This is a genomic window from Brytella acorum, from assembly GCF_029309905.1.
Classification (GTDB): Bacteria; Pseudomonadota; Alphaproteobacteria; order Acetobacterales; family Acetobacteraceae; genus Brytella; species Brytella acorum.
In genome coordinates this window covers 192,580-205,637 of the sequence record NZ_JARBJP010000002.1, presented here as the reverse complement: position 1 = coordinate 205,637, position 13,058 = coordinate 192,580, and the positions used below count along the sequence as shown (strand labels likewise).

Here is a 13,058-nt window from a genome sequence, read left to right as displayed (position 1 = left end):
CCCGTCAACCGCCGGGCTTCAGAACATATCCCTTGCCCCTCACCGTCTGCAGAAAGCGCGGCTCCCGAGAGTCGACTTCGATCCGCCGCCGCAGACGCGTGACCTGGACATCAACGGCGCGTTCACCGATTTCATCCAGTTCGAGCGCCTCGGCGATCTCTTCGCGCGACATGACGTCCCCGGGGCGGCGCGTCAGCGCACCCAGGAGCGCCGCCTCGCCTCCTGTCAGGTGCACGACGCCTTCAGGGCCGCTCAGCAGACCACGTGCCGTATCGAATTCAAGCTTTCCCAGTCGGATGAGGCGGGGCGCTCCGACGGATGCCGTGGGTGCGCTATGGCGGAGATGAGCCCTGAGCCGCAAAAGCAATTCCCGGGGTTCGAATGGCTTTCCGAGATAATCGTCGGCGCCTGTTTCCAGACCCTCTACCCGATCCGCCGGTTCGCCACGCGCCGTCAGCAGAAGAATCGGCAGCATGTGTCCTTCCTTGCGAAGCGCGTGGGTGAACTGAAGCCCGTTTTCCCCAGGCATCGTGACATCGAGAACGAGAGCGTCCGGCTCCATGACCGCCATCACACGCCGCGCCTGAGCCGCATCCTCTGCGGTGCTCACGCGGTATCCCTGCTCGGCGAGATAACGTTGAAGGAGGCGCAGGAGGCGTTTGTCGTCGTCAACGACAAGGATATGCTGATCGCTCAAATTCTTTCTGGCCCCATTGCAAGCAGCGCCAGCACACGGCGAAACCCGTCGACAGCCTGCCCGCCCGCTTCGCGATAAGCTCTCGTCATGCGCTCACGCTGGAGATCGAACAAGCGCGCTTCAAGAGCAGTTCCTGTTTCCGTCAGGTGCAGGAGCTTGAGGCGCAGATCCGCGGCCCTGGTTCGCCGTTCCACGAAGCCACGTTCCACGAGTTCCTGAAGAACGCGGTTGAGGCTCTGCTTTGTGATGGCGAGCACTGTCAGAAGACCGGACATCGTAATGCCAGGATGCGTCGCAATCAAAAAAAGGACACGCTGATGGGCTGGTCCAATTTTCTCCTGCTGCAGGCAATCTCCGCAGATCTGTGCGAGTTCGCGCCCCGCGCGCAGCATAGCCTCATAACCAAGGCGCATTTCTTCTTCGCGCAAAAACAGATGGGCGCTACCGGAGGCTCCCCCCGCGCGCTGCCCCATACCCGCCGTCATGAGTGCGCTGCGACCCGGGAAAATTCCTCGGCATAGCCGAACGTCGTGAAGTCGTTCATCCGCATCGGATAGAGAATCCCATCGAGATGGTCGTATTCGTGCTGAAGCACGTTTGCGTGAAAACCATGGGCTTCTCCATCGACACGCTCGCCTTTCTCGTTCCATCCCCCGAAACGCACCTGCGCATGGCGGGGGACGGTCCCGCGCAGACCGGGAAGGGACAGACATCCCTCCACGCAAGCCATGGTCTCCTGCCCGATCGGAGATATCTCCGGATTGATCAGGGCACGGGGCGACAGGGCTTCCTCGCCGTCGCCAGCCCGCGAAGCGGGTACATGATAAACAAATGTCCGCAGAGAACGGTAAATTTGCGGAGCTGCCAGCCCCGCACCGGAAGCGTCAAGCATGGTTTCGATCATGTCCGCGATCAGCGCGCGGATTTCCGGTGCGTCCACGTCCGCGACAGGCCCGGCCGGCTGAAGCAGCACCGGATGACCCATATGTGCGATCTTGAGCAATGCCACGATCAGGCGCCCCTTTCACGGTCAACCATTCTCCCTCCTGAATGGCACAGAACGCCGGGAAAAGGCAGCCACCGGGACGGCAAATCATTTGTGTCCCCTTTTATCCTGTGCTAAGGGCAGCGACCCCATCGGGTGGTCGGGTTCTTCCGCCGCGCCGAATATCGAGATCACAAAGCCAAGGCCCTTGCCGGCCAGACAGGAGATGACAGACCCGTGCAGGTTCTGGTTCGTGACAACAATGTCGATCAGGCGCTCAAAGCGCTGAAGAAGAAAATGCAGCGCGAAGGCGTCTTTCGCGAGATGAAGCTGCGCCGTCACTTCGAGAAGCCCTCCGAGCGTCGCGCTCGTGAAGCGGCCGAAGCTGTGCGTCGCGCCCGCAAGATGGAGCGCAAGCGTCTCGAGCGCGAGGGCTTCTAATTAGAAGTCCTTTGAACCGGCCCTCACAGGCTAGAGTTCTGAGCTGAAAGCCGCCTCCCTTTCGGAAGGCGGCTTTTTTCGTCTCTAGCGTTTGGCGTCCATCAGCAAACGGCTCAGGTAAACAGCTTCCAAGGCACGTTCATGGGCGACTTCACGCGCATTGACGGTGCCGGCATGGCCGCCCTCCGTATCTTCATAATAGTAGAATGGCTTGCCGAGTGCCTCGAGTCTGGTGGCGAACAGCCTTGCATGCACGGGACCGACGCGATCGTCTTTCGTGGACGTAAAGATAAACGGCTCGGGATAACGGATCTCCGCCTTCAGGTGCTGAAGCGGTGAAATAGCCTCCAGAAAGGTCCGTTCCCGGGGATTGGCCATCCGGCCATATTCCGCATTCCACGAAGCGCCTGCGGCCATCGTCTCGTAATGCAGCATGTCGAGAAGGGGGACGCCAATGATGACCGCCTTCCAGAAATCCGGATGCTGGGTGAACTCAACCCCCATCAACAGTCCGCCATTGGAACGTCCACGGATGCCCAGATGAGCGGGCGTTGTGACGCCTCTGCGAAAGAGATCCTGCGCGATCGAAGCGAAATCATCATAAGCCCGCTGCCGACCGGATTTCATACCAGCTTCGTGCCAAGCTGGACCAAACTCTCCCCCGCCCCGGATACTGCCAACGACGTAGACCCCACCGCGCTCGAACCATGTCTTGCCGAGATCGGGATAATAGGTCGGCAGATAGGAGAGATCGAATCCGCCATAGGATGTTTGCAGGACAGGGTTCTGGCCATCGAGATGCCAGTTGGACTTGTGCACCACGAAATAGGGCACACGCGTCCCATCCTTGGATCGCACCCAGAATTGCTCAGTGACGAGGTCTGCCGCCTTGAACAGGTCGGGAGTCTGCGCGATATCCCGCACTGTTCCTTTGGCGGCGTCGAGCATTTGCAGCTTCGGCGGGACGATATAACCCTCGTTCTGGATGAAGACGTAGGACGACTCGCGATCCGCCGAAACAATCTTGGCCGACGTATTCTTCGGTAATGCGATCCGGCTTTCTTTCCACGGCGCTCCCTTTACCGCCGGTGCGAAACTCGAAAGACGCGGCTGGACATTGTCATAAATGATCGCCGTGACACCTGAGCCTCCGGTTGCCAGGGAGGCTGTGGTCTGCGTCGGGCCAGGCACGAAGATTGTTTCAACGCCCTCCTGAGGCTGACGCGGATCCACGCTCACGATGCTGCCTCGATGAAAGACCGCGCCACCAGGGATCGTCCAGTCCTGATCCAGCCTCATGACAAGCCGTCCGTGGGAAAAGCCCATGAACCCCACACGAGCCGGAAGCGCGATGAGCGTCGACTTTCCGGTCTTCGGATCAAGGATGTAATATACGCTTTCGAAGAAGTTCCTCTTGCGCTCGATCATCAGAATCGTCGCGCCGGTCTCATCCCGAAACCGACGAAGTTCGACGGACATGTCGTCCGGCGTTCCTCGCAAAGCTTCACGAGCTTGCGAAAGTGACTCGCCGCGGCGGAGTATCTTGACGATGTAGGGATAGCCGGAGCGCGTCACCGGCGTTTTTTCGTCTTCCCAGGGGCGAGCGACCACCAACGTATCGGCATCCTGCCAAATGGCCGTCTGCTTGCCGCGGGGAAGAACGAACCCACCGTTTACAAAGGTTTTACTGACAAGATCGAACTCTCGCACCGTGTCGGCGTCTTCTCCTGACTGGGAGAGGCGGATAAGGCATCGCGTCTCGGAGGGGCCATTGCAATCGGCTCCCTGAAAAACCCAGTCCTGCTTTTCGGACAGCGTCAAAGCGTCGATATCGAGGACGTTTTCCCATGCGTTGATCCTGCCGACAAACGCGTCAAACGCTGTCCGGCGCCATATGCCGCGACGATGCGCCGCATCCTGCCAGAAATTATAGATCTGACCTCTGAGCTGGACCGGGAGCGCAAGACGCTCAGGCGCCTCCTCTGCGGCAAGCACATCCTGATAGAACCCTTTGTATCGCGGGTCGCTTTCCAGTGCGTCCTGGGTTTGCCGGTTCTCCGTCCGCACCCAGTCGAGCGCTCTGACACCCGATACGTCTTCCAGGTCGGTTCTGGATGGCACGGATGCCGCGTGAGCCACACCCAATACGGCTCCGCAAGATAAAATCCCGACCATCCACCGCATGTCCGCGCCCCGCCTTTGTTTTCCGGCAGTGTGACTGAGGATACGTTCCTGCTCAAGATGAGTTCACTTCTGTCAGGCGGCTGGCATACCTTCAACAGACGTCTCGACTTCCTGAAAGCTCGGCATGTGCACGCCGGGAATGTCCTTGCGACCGATTTCGATGCTTACAGGGGGCGCGTTGCCCTGCAAGTGCGCCACCAGGACGGACCGGATAATATTATGGAAGGACGCGTCCTCGGAAATGCAGGTCGCAATGCGGGCCGCAAGCGGCGCGACGATCCCATAAGCGAGGAGAACTCCCAGAAAGGTTCCCACCAGAGCCCCTGCAATCATTTCGCCCAGAACGACCGGCGGCTTGCTGATCGAAGCCATGGTCTTGATCACGCCCAACACCGCCGCAACGATACCGAGGGCGGGCAAGGCATCGGCGACGGTCTGCAGCGCATGCGGGAAATGCATCTCCTCGTTGAGATTTTTCTTCAGTTCCCGGGAAAGCACTTCATCGATCTGATAAGGGTCGTCAGCGCTCATGCTGATAAGCCGCCAGTAATCGCAGATCATGGCGCAGGTCTGCGAGTCGTCCCTGATCTTCGTATGCTCCGCAAAGATCGAACTAGTCTGTGGCTCCTCGATATGCGTCTCCAGCGCCAGAACGCCCTTCGCGTGAGCAAGACGCACGAACTGATACATGACCCGAAGGAGTTCGAGATAATCTTCACGTCCGTATTTAGGGCCTTTGAACGCGATCTTCATGCCTGCCGGAACATGCTTGAGGGCATCCATCGAGTTCGCCATGACATACGTCCCGATTGCCGCTCCCAGAATGGTAATCAGCTCGAACGGCATGGAAATGACCAACGGTCCGAGCATGCCGCCAGACGCGGCAAAAGACCCAAAGACGCAGGCAAGGACGAAAAGCAGTCCACCGATCAGCAGCATACAGAAAGTCTCATTTCACGTTGGAGGTCGGCAGGCTTGATGCCGGCACCGGATCAGGTTCGATTTTACGAATCATCGTCAGAACAATGCGACGGTTACCCGCAGCGAGAGGCTGCTCAGGATTGGCCAGTTCATGTTCGGCGTGCCCCGTCACGGAACGCAGTCTCCAGTCTGGAAAGCCCGCTTTGACGAGCGTCTCCCGCGCGGCATCCGCCCGCATGGCAGACAACGTCCAGTTGTTGATCTGACCGGGACGGTAGGCCGCCGCATCCGTATAACCCGCGATGCTCAGCTCGCCGGGCATGGCAATGATGACGGGTGCGATCGACTTCAGAAGCCCGATCGCATGGGGATCCAGGGCGATTGAGCCGCGCGCGAACATGGGCTGGCGATCATTGTCTTCAATGGAAATGCGTATTTCGTCGGAGCCCGTGCTGACCCTTACCTGCCCGATGGTCGCACGGAGTGCCGGATTCTGTTCGAGCACGTGGTTGATCTCCTGCCGCACGGCCTCCGCCTGCGCCCGAACCGAACGATCACGCGCGGCACTGGCACCTGCCGAGGAAGCGTCTCCCGGTGTCACGCGTTTTGAACCGGCCGGATGTCCGACGACCTCTTTGCTCGACGGACGCTGAGTATCGTCATGAAGAGGCGCGCGATCGGCCTTTGCCGCCTGCACCATCAGGTCCGTCGGACGTCCCGATACTGGCGACGACTGCGACTGCGATTCTGATATATTCTCCGTGAGATTTGTTTCCGACTTATCGCGTTTGCCACTGGCCTGGGTTCGTGACAGGGGCGCCGGATCAACCGGAAGCATCGTATTGACGGGCTGGACGGTATCCTCCGCCAGAGGATTGAAAAAACTGGCTATTCCTCGGCGCTTGTCTTCAGTGACGGCGTTGATCAGCCACATGACGAGAAAAAACGCCATCATCGCCGTCACGAAATCGGCGTAAGCAATCTTCCAGGCGCCCCCATGATGGGGAGCTGCCTGCACCTCTTCACGCCGCAGTAGAATCGGCCGCGGTGCGTTGTCCCCTTTTTTACCACCCTGTCTTGGCATATGCGCCTTCTCCTGACAGGCGAAGAATGACCTTGGGCGATTAAGGAGACGTTAATTTGGGCCTTGGAAGCGGCACAATTGCCGCATCGACAGCGCCTTTGACCGGACGGACGGGAATGAGGTCGTAACACCGTCCCTCAAGACGGCAGACCGTAACGAGACGGCGATCCGCATGCCATCCGGTCGGAAGCGGCAAGGGAGACGTATCGGTCCGGATAAGGAAAAGCCCGGGCTGTCCCGAAACGACGTCGCGGGACAACAATTCCCAGCGCCGTTCCCAGCCTGCGATCTGCAATCTTGGCGCATAAAACGCCAGTTCCGAAGCCACCGCATAATCATCGGCATAGATGTAGGTGTCGGACCCCGAAACCCGCTGGATCTGGGAGCCGAGAGAAGCCCATCCCTCTGTCTGGCGCGCCACGACATCATGATGCGACGAGAGGGGCAACAGATGGAAAAGCGCCTGCCCATAGACAGCCACGGCCATGAGTCCCCCCACAGTGCAGGCAGCGACCACGCGTCGTCCCGTCATCGCCGCCGCCAGAGCACAAGCCGGGAACAGAAAGGCCGGCCAGTTCGCCTGCACGCGATCGCCCAGAGCGTGCTGGAAGAAAACTCCGGCCGGAAGCACCACCAGAAGCACCAGAAGCCGCGATAACGTATCGTCCTTCCAGCGACGTGCCGCCTGCCAGAGTCCGACCACGAACAGAACGAACACCCATGGCGTCGCAAGCGCGATCTGGCCTCCGAGGAGCTCTCCGAGAAACTGGAACGCGCGTGACGGATGCCAGTCGGTCGTCCGCCCTCCCTGCTTCAGGATGCTCGCCCAGCCATGCTCGGCATTCCAGATCACGTTCGGCAGCACACAGACCGCGCCGGTCAGAACGCCGGCGCCAAGCCATCCGAACGACCGCCAGCAGCGCCTTTCTGTCACACACCAGATGACCGCCCCGGCAACCATAAGGACCGCCGTATATTTGCTTTCGCATGCCAGCCCCAGCGAAAGGCCGACGAGCACGCTCCAGGACATGCGCCAGTGGGCAATCAGCCGGGCGAAAGACCACACCGCGAGGGTTGCGAAAAACACAAGTGGCGTATCCGGCGTCATCGTCAGGGCGCCGAGATTGATCATCAAGGTCGCGTTCAGGAGGGCGACAGCCCTTACTGCCATGTTTCCGTCACGCCCGGCAGCGCGCGCCGCGTCCCATAGCAACCAGGACCCTGCCAGCGCGGAAACAGGCCCAAGGCAGCGCACGCCGAATGCACTGTCGCCGAACAGCGCGGTTCCTGCCCGTATCCACAAGGCCACCATGGGAGGATGGTCGAAATAGCCGAACTGCAGGTGCCGGGACCAGATCCAGTAATAGGCTTCATCCGGCGTCAGCGGGACGCTGGCAGCGACGATCATCCGTACGACCGTAGCCACGATGACCGCCGCCCAGCAGAGCCGCGCGGTCGTCAGCGCATGCAGGGCGGATCTGCCTTCAGCGCCAGACAAGCGTGGAGGCCACGGCATAGTTCCAGACGACGCCGATCAGGGCGCCGGCCGCGCTTGAGCGCGTCCAGTGGCCGTCCTGGTCGAAAAGCATCTGGGCGACCCCGATATTGGCGGCGTTTCCAAGACCGCAGCCGACCAGGAAAATCAGGAAACCCGGCCACCAGCGACGGCCTTTCAGACGTTTGTCATGATATGTGAGACGATTGTTGAGCTGAAAATTCGCAAGAATGGCGCAGATCGTTCCGACAACCTGTGCCTTCTCGAACGTCAGACCGCCCATCCGGGCGCATTCCATGGCCGCGATATTTACGATGATCCCGATGAGCCCCACCGCCGCGAAAACAACAAACCGCGTGGGCAGCCAGCCGCCGCAGAGCCGCTCGACGAGCATGCCGGCGAACTGCAACATCACCACCGGTCCCAGCTTGCTTTCGCCCGCCACGCGCGGTTTGAAAATTGCCGGAACCTCGACCACCCGAGTGGTCGGCGGAACCGACAGCACGAGTTCAAGCAGGATTTTGAAACCACTTCCCGCCAGCCGAGGAACCGCCGCGAGAAAAACAGAGCGTCGAACCGCGAAAAATCCACTCATGGGATCGGTCAACCGGCACGGCAGAATGAACTGCGCGAGGCGGATTCCTCCCCGGGACAGCAGATGTCGCCAGCGACCATCCAGCCCGGCATTGTCACCACCCTCGACATGACGACTGGCGACCACAATGTCGGCATCCCCGTCGATGATATGACGCACCATGCCAGGGAGCGCCGTCTCGTCATGCTGAAGATCTCCGTCCATGACGGAGACGACAGGAGCGGAGGACGAAAGGCATCCTTCGATGACCGCCGACGACAAGCCGCGACGTCCGACACGACGGATCACCCGTACGCGCGGGTCGTCGGCCGCCACTTCCGATACGATATCGGCCGTGCCGTCGGGGGAGTTGTCGTCGACGAAGACCACTTCCCATTTCAGGCCGACAAGAGCCCTGTCCAGGGCAGCCACCAGAGGGCGCACGTTCGCGGCCTCATTATAACAAGGCACGACGATCGTCAGCTCGGCGGGAAGCATCATGAGACCCGAATGACCGACCGATTCCCGGCGGCGGTCATAGCGGAATGCCCGCCCGATCCAGGCTGGTGCGAATGGTCTGCAGGGTCTGCACACGCACCACATTCGGAAGTTCGGTCAGCTGTCGTGTCAGCATGTTTTCATGTGCGGCGTCCCGCGCGACGAGGCGAACGAGGAAATCCCCCCCGCCCCTGATCATATGACACTCGCGAATCTCCGGCCATGCCGCGACTTCGGTCTCGAACGCCTCCAGAATCGCGCCTTTCTGGCTCTCGAGACCGATCAGGGCGAACAGGGTCAGCGACCAGCCCAGAAGTGCCGCATCCACGTCGGCATGATAGCCATGAATGACGCCTGTGGTTTCGAGGCGACGCACGCGACGCAGGCATGGCGGCGCCGAAATCCCCGTACGACGGGCAAGCTCGACATTGGTCATTCGACCATCACGCTGCAGTTCGTCCACAATCTGCCGGTCAATGGCATCGAGCTCGACTTTCTCTCCGTGAGCCGGAGACCGCAACTCGTGCGATGAGAGGTTGGAGCCGTCTGGATCGCGGTCGTTCATTCAGTTACCGTCAAACCTGTTCTGCATCAGCTATGGCCAAGCGCCTGATCTACCCTATATCGACATCTGGCCGTGGGTGTCACCATACACCCCGCTCCTTGTTTTTGTCCGTTTTACCGAGGACCTCCATGACCACCACCCGGCACACTGATCTTCTTGTGATTGGCGCAGGCCCCGCCGGTTACACGGCCGCCATTTATGGCGCACGCGCCAATCTCAAGCCCCTTCTGGTCACGGGTCTTCAACCGGGCGGCCAGCTGACGATCACAACCGATGTCGAAAATTTTCCCGGCTTCTCGGAAACGATCCAGGGGCCGTGGCTGATGGAGCAGATGCAGGCCCAGGCCGAACATGTCGGCACGGAAATTATTTATGACCTGATCGTTCAATGCGAAACGGTGTCGGATGACCGAGGCCGCCGCTTCCGGTTGACCGCGGATTCGGGAGACGTCTTCGAGGCGCGCGCCGTCGTGATCGCAACCGGCGCGCAGGCTCGCTGGCTTGGCCTGGACTCCGAACGGCGCCTTCAGGGCTCCGGCGTGTCAGCCTGCGCCACGTGCGACGGTTTTTTCTACAGCGGCAAACGTGTTGCTGTGGTTGGCGGTGGCAACACGGCGGTCGAGGAAGCCCTCTACCTGACCCATCATGCCGATCACGTCACAGTGGTTCATCGACGGGATTCGTTCCGGGCGGAAAAGATTCTTCAGGATCGCCTTTTTGCGAATCCCAAGGTGGATGTCCGGTGGAACCGTGAGGTCGCGGACATTCTGGGAAGCGGCACGCCGCCCGTCGTGACGGGCGTCGTCCTCAAGGACACCGCAACCGGAGAGGCGGAAACGCTTTCGGTAGACGGAGTCTTCGTTGCGATCGGACACACGCCTACGACGGAACCGTTCCGAAACTGGGTGGAATGCGATGCGGAGGGTTATATCATCACGCAGGCCGGAAGCACCCGGACATCCGTCCCCGGGGTGTTCGCAGCGGGCGACGTGCAGGACAAGATCTTCCGGCAGGCGGTAACCGCTGCGGGCACGGGCTGTATGGCGGCCCTCGAAGCGGAACGCTATCTTGCTCATAGCAGCGGAAAATAGACTTAAAAGGCAAGTTTACCCTCTGCTTACCATTTGAAAATCTTGACGAATGCTCAGAGGATCAGTCAACTTATTCGTTGAAGATATAGAATGATACGGGATGCTCCCGCGCGGAGCAGAGGAATGCGGGAATGGATTGGGACAAGCTGCGTATCTTTCACGCCGTCGCCGAGGCGGGGTCCTTTACCCATGCCGGAGAAAAGCTGAAGCTCAGCCAGTCCGCCGTTTCGCGTCAGATTTCGGCACTCGAAGAGTCGCTGCGTGTTCCCCTGTTTCATCGACATGCTCGCGGTCTGATTCTGACCGAACAGGGCGAAACCCTCAATCGGACCGTAAGGGAGATGTTCGCCAAGCTCTCCCTGACCCAGGCGTTCCTGAGTGAAAGCAAGCTCAAGGCGGCCGGACAGATCAAAATCACGACGACCACCGGGTTCGGCCTATGCTGGCTGACGCCGCGTCTGAACCGTTTCATCGAAGCGCATCCGGATATCGAAGTCACGCTTCTGATGGAGGATGATGAACTCGATCTGGGCATGCGTGAAGCCGATGTTGCCATTCGCATGCACCCGCCGCGACAGCCGGATCTGATTCAACGCCATCTCACGAATTTTCCGATGCCGATTTATGCCAGCGCGGCCTATATCGAGAAGCATGGTGCGCCAACGGACCTGATGTCCCTCGAGAAGCACCAACTGATCGGGTTTTCGGGGTGGCATCCTCCCCTGCCCAATGCCAACTGGCTGTTGGAGCTGGCGCGAAAAAAATGCCACCACACGATCCGTAACCGCGTCGAGATCAACAGCCTGCCCGGTATTGCCCAGGCGATTTCATCAGGGATGGGAATCGGCTCTTTACCGCTTTACATCACGAACCATTACACGAGCCTTGTGCAGATCATGCCCAGCCAGCAACTGCCGCTGGTGGAAGCCTATTTCGTCTATCCGGAAGAGTTGCGCACTTCCAAACGGATCTCGGTTTTCAGGGATTTTCTGCTGTCAGAAATTGCAAACGAGCAAAAACCCTGAAGCCCAGCCTCGTAGCACCATACGACGCGCTCTGGTTTCAGGTGGCAGCCAATTTCTCAGAACGGCGACGACGTGTCGCGTTTTTGTTGACACGCTCGCGAAGCTCTTTTCCGGCTTTGAAAAACGGAACGGTCTTTTCGTCCACTTCAACAGAATCGCCGGTTCTCGGATTACGGCCCGTACGGGCTTCGCGCTTCTTGACCACGAAAGCGCCGAAACCCCGAAGCTCGACACGATCCCCACGTGAAAGAGCCTCTCCGATTTCGTCGAATATCGTCTGGACGATCCGCTCGATATCGCGAGCCAGCAGATGGGGATTTGCCGCCACCAATTCCGCGACCAATTCGGATTTCGTCATATCACGACCTTGTCGATAGGCGTTTATGTATCCGAGGCGCCTTGAACTCACCGTCAAGGTTGCAATCACGCAATGGATACGTCAACCCCGTCACTCCAACGTGTCTTCCAGGCGGTCTTTCTCCCGCCTCCATCCGAGGCCCTATCTTATTCGACAGGGCCCGCCGGGCGGTCAGTTCGTCTTGGAGCGTGTCTTGCGTGGCGCGGCGCTCTCACCGGTCTCCGTGCTGGCATTGATCTTGCGACCGAGGCCGATTTCGCGTGCCAGATGCGAACGACGCTCGGCGTAATTCGGCGCGACCAGCGGATAATCCGAAGGCAGCCCCCAACGCTCGCGATACTGATCGGGCGTCATGCCATACGCACTCTGAAGATGACGCTTGAGCATCTTCAGTTTCTTCCCATCTTCCAGGCAGACAATATAGTCTGGAAAGACCGAACGCTTGATCGGCACAGCCGGCTGAGGGCGTTCAGGCTCCGGGACAACCTGTCCCGCACCATGAAGCGCCGTATAGACCTGCTTGATGAGAGCAGGAAGCGCATCCCCGGCCACCGTGTTATTGGTGACGTGGGCCGAAACGATCTGTGCGGTCAGATCCAACAAACGATCTGCATTTTCAGACTCTGACATTGTACCACCTCTAAACTTGCAGGAGATTTCTATAGACGCTGTCTTAGACGATGCCTAAAGCCCAGTAAACAAAAACCTGTGTAAATGCTTCCGGCTCATCTGCTTATACGCCGAGATACAATCAGACATCATGAATTGCCTCACGCTGCATAAATATTGCCTGTCATGGCTATTTGACAAACCGAATGCACTGTCCCGGTCGTTGTTTTACGAATGTTTCAGACCGAAACAACACCCCATCCGCTCCGTTTCGTCGAGCGACGCCCTGCCCATCCGAATCTGACCGGTATTCGCCCCTATTCGTTCACCCGGCCAGATTTTTTTAAGTCCCGTCGAATGCGCAGCCTCGAAACAAGGCGGGTTCTTCTTGTGACCGCTTTCGTCAGCCATTGTTTTCAAAACAATCATCAGAGGCTTTTGCGCGCGTGCGTTCTGACGCCCCATATGAGAGCACGCGAAACCCGCTCCGGGCCAAGCAGTTATGCCCGATCACGCTGGAGGACCAACCGC

14 protein-coding genes are annotated in these 13,058 nt (G+C 59.4%); 3 read left to right on the top strand and 11 right to left on the bottom strand.

Annotation, left to right across the window (positions count from 1 at the left end):
- Nucleotides 1-4: 4 nt before the first annotated feature.
- Genes PWM43_RS04250 through def form a run of 3 tightly spaced genes read right to left on the bottom strand, consistent with a single transcriptional unit; the run spans nucleotide 5 to nucleotide 1,706 of the window.
- A complete protein-coding gene (locus PWM43_RS04250) occupies nucleotides 5-697 on the bottom strand; it encodes a response regulator (protein WP_289841329.1) in 693 nt (230 codons plus the stop codon).
- Nucleotides 694-1,182 carry a MarR family winged helix-turn-helix transcriptional regulator gene (locus tag PWM43_RS04245; RefSeq protein WP_289841328.1) on the bottom strand — a complete coding sequence of 163 codons (489 nt, stop codon included), beginning with the start codon at nucleotides 1,180-1,182 and terminating at the stop codon, nucleotides 694-696. Before PWM43_RS04245 ends, PWM43_RS04250 begins: the two co-directional genes overlap by 4 nt.
- On the bottom strand, nucleotides 1,179-1,706 hold the full coding sequence (def, locus tag PWM43_RS04240; protein WP_289841327.1) for a peptide deformylase: 528 nt from the start codon (nucleotides 1,704-1,706) through the stop codon (nucleotides 1,179-1,181). Before def ends, PWM43_RS04245 begins: the two co-directional genes overlap by 4 nt.
- A gap of 213 nt (nucleotides 1,707-1,919) precedes the next feature.
- Here def and rpsU point away from each other — a divergent pair, with 213 nt between their 5' ends.
- Entirely contained in the window at nucleotides 1,920-2,123 is a 204-nt protein-coding gene (gene rpsU / locus PWM43_RS04235; protein WP_007283570.1) for a 30S ribosomal protein S21, read from the top strand.
- Between the two features lie 84 nt (nucleotides 2,124-2,207).
- Here the strand turns inward: rpsU and PWM43_RS04230 are convergent, their stop codons facing one another.
- The 6 genes from PWM43_RS04230 to PWM43_RS04205 form a co-directional block, all read right to left on the bottom strand.
- Nucleotides 2,208-4,262 carry a prolyl oligopeptidase family serine peptidase gene (locus tag PWM43_RS04230; RefSeq protein WP_289841326.1) on the bottom strand — a complete coding sequence of 685 codons (2,055 nt, stop codon included), beginning with the start codon at nucleotides 4,260-4,262 and terminating at the stop codon, nucleotides 2,208-2,210.
- Between the two features lie 117 nt (nucleotides 4,263-4,379).
- On the bottom strand, nucleotides 4,380-5,246 hold the full coding sequence (gene motA, locus PWM43_RS04225) for a flagellar motor stator protein MotA (protein WP_289841325.1): 867 nt from the start codon (nucleotides 5,244-5,246) through the stop codon (nucleotides 4,380-4,382).
- A gap of 10 nt (nucleotides 5,247-5,256) precedes the next feature.
- Nucleotides 5,257-6,312, bottom strand: a complete 1,056-nt coding sequence (locus PWM43_RS04220) for a flagellar motor protein MotB (protein ID WP_289841324.1) — start codon at nucleotides 6,310-6,312, stop codon at nucleotides 5,257-5,259.
- Between the two features lie 40 nt (nucleotides 6,313-6,352).
- The gene (locus tag PWM43_RS04215) at nucleotides 6,353-7,810 is read right to left on the bottom strand and encodes an ArnT family glycosyltransferase (protein WP_289841323.1); all 1,458 of its coding nucleotides are present in this window, start codon (nucleotides 7,808-7,810) and stop codon (nucleotides 6,353-6,355) included.
- Complete coding sequence (locus PWM43_RS04210) at nucleotides 7,797-8,882, bottom strand: glycosyltransferase family 2 protein (protein WP_289841322.1); 1,086 nt, start codon at nucleotides 8,880-8,882, stop codon at nucleotides 7,797-7,799. Before PWM43_RS04210 ends, PWM43_RS04215 begins: the two co-directional genes overlap by 14 nt.
- A 34-nt stretch (nucleotides 8,883-8,916) precedes the next feature.
- Nucleotides 8,917-9,444, bottom strand: a complete 528-nt coding sequence (locus PWM43_RS04205) for an Lrp/AsnC family transcriptional regulator (RefSeq protein WP_289841321.1) — start codon at nucleotides 9,442-9,444, stop codon at nucleotides 8,917-8,919.
- A gap of 128 nt (nucleotides 9,445-9,572) precedes the next feature.
- Here PWM43_RS04205 and trxB point away from each other — a divergent pair, with 128 nt between their 5' ends.
- Together trxB and PWM43_RS04195 are read left to right on the top strand one after the other, a co-directional pair.
- The gene (trxB, locus tag PWM43_RS04200; RefSeq protein ID WP_289841320.1) at nucleotides 9,573-10,535 is read left to right on the top strand and encodes a thioredoxin-disulfide reductase; all 963 of its coding nucleotides are present in this window, start codon (nucleotides 9,573-9,575) and stop codon (nucleotides 10,533-10,535) included.
- A 131-nt stretch (nucleotides 10,536-10,666) separates the two neighbouring features.
- Nucleotides 10,667-11,560 (top strand): LysR family transcriptional regulator, encoded by an 894-nt coding sequence (locus tag PWM43_RS04195; RefSeq protein WP_289841319.1) that lies wholly within the window; start codon nucleotides 10,667-10,669, stop codon nucleotides 11,558-11,560.
- A gap of 37 nt (nucleotides 11,561-11,597) precedes the next feature.
- On the opposite strand, the gene PWM43_RS04190 is transcribed toward PWM43_RS04195, so the two are convergent.
- On the bottom strand, nucleotides 11,598-11,918 hold the full coding sequence (locus PWM43_RS04190) for an integration host factor subunit beta (protein WP_289841318.1): 321 nt from the start codon (nucleotides 11,916-11,918) through the stop codon (nucleotides 11,598-11,600).
- 171 nt (nucleotides 11,919-12,089) lie between these two features.
- Nucleotides 12,090-12,548, bottom strand: a complete 459-nt coding sequence (locus PWM43_RS04185; RefSeq protein ID WP_289841317.1) for a MucR family transcriptional regulator — start codon at nucleotides 12,546-12,548, stop codon at nucleotides 12,090-12,092.
- Between the last annotated feature and the right edge of the window lie 510 nt (nucleotides 12,549-13,058).

Bases quoted from the DNA above. Each gene is read 5' to 3' on its own strand.
- PWM43_RS04245 (WP_289841328.1), bottom strand. From the start codon at position 1,182: ATGACGGCGGGTATGGGGCAGCGCGCGGGGGGAGCCTCCGGTAGCGCC.
- motA (WP_289841325.1), bottom strand. From the start codon at position 5,246: ATGCTGCTGATCGGTGGACTGCTTTTCGTCCTTGCCTGCGTCTTTGGG.
- PWM43_RS04220 (WP_289841324.1), bottom strand. From the start codon at position 6,312: ATGCCAAGACAGGGTGGTAAAAAAGGGGACAACGCACCGCGGCCGATT.
- PWM43_RS04210 (WP_289841322.1), bottom strand. From the start codon at position 8,882: ATGATGCTTCCCGCCGAGCTGACGATCGTCGTGCCTTGTTATAATGAG.
- PWM43_RS04205 (WP_289841321.1), bottom strand. From the start codon at position 9,444: ATGAACGACCGCGATCCAGACGGCTCCAACCTCTCATCGCACGAGTTG.
- trxB (WP_289841320.1), top strand. From the start codon at position 9,573: ATGACCACCACCCGGCACACTGATCTTCTTGTGATTGGCGCAGGCCCC.
- PWM43_RS04195 (WP_289841319.1), top strand. From the start codon at position 10,667: ATGGATTGGGACAAGCTGCGTATCTTTCACGCCGTCGCCGAGGCGGGG.
- PWM43_RS04190 (WP_289841318.1), bottom strand. From the start codon at position 11,918: ATGACGAAATCCGAATTGGTCGCGGAATTGGTGGCGGCAAATCCCCAT.
- PWM43_RS04185 (WP_289841317.1), bottom strand. From the start codon at position 12,548: ATGTCAGAGTCTGAAAATGCAGATCGTTTGTTGGATCTGACCGCACAG.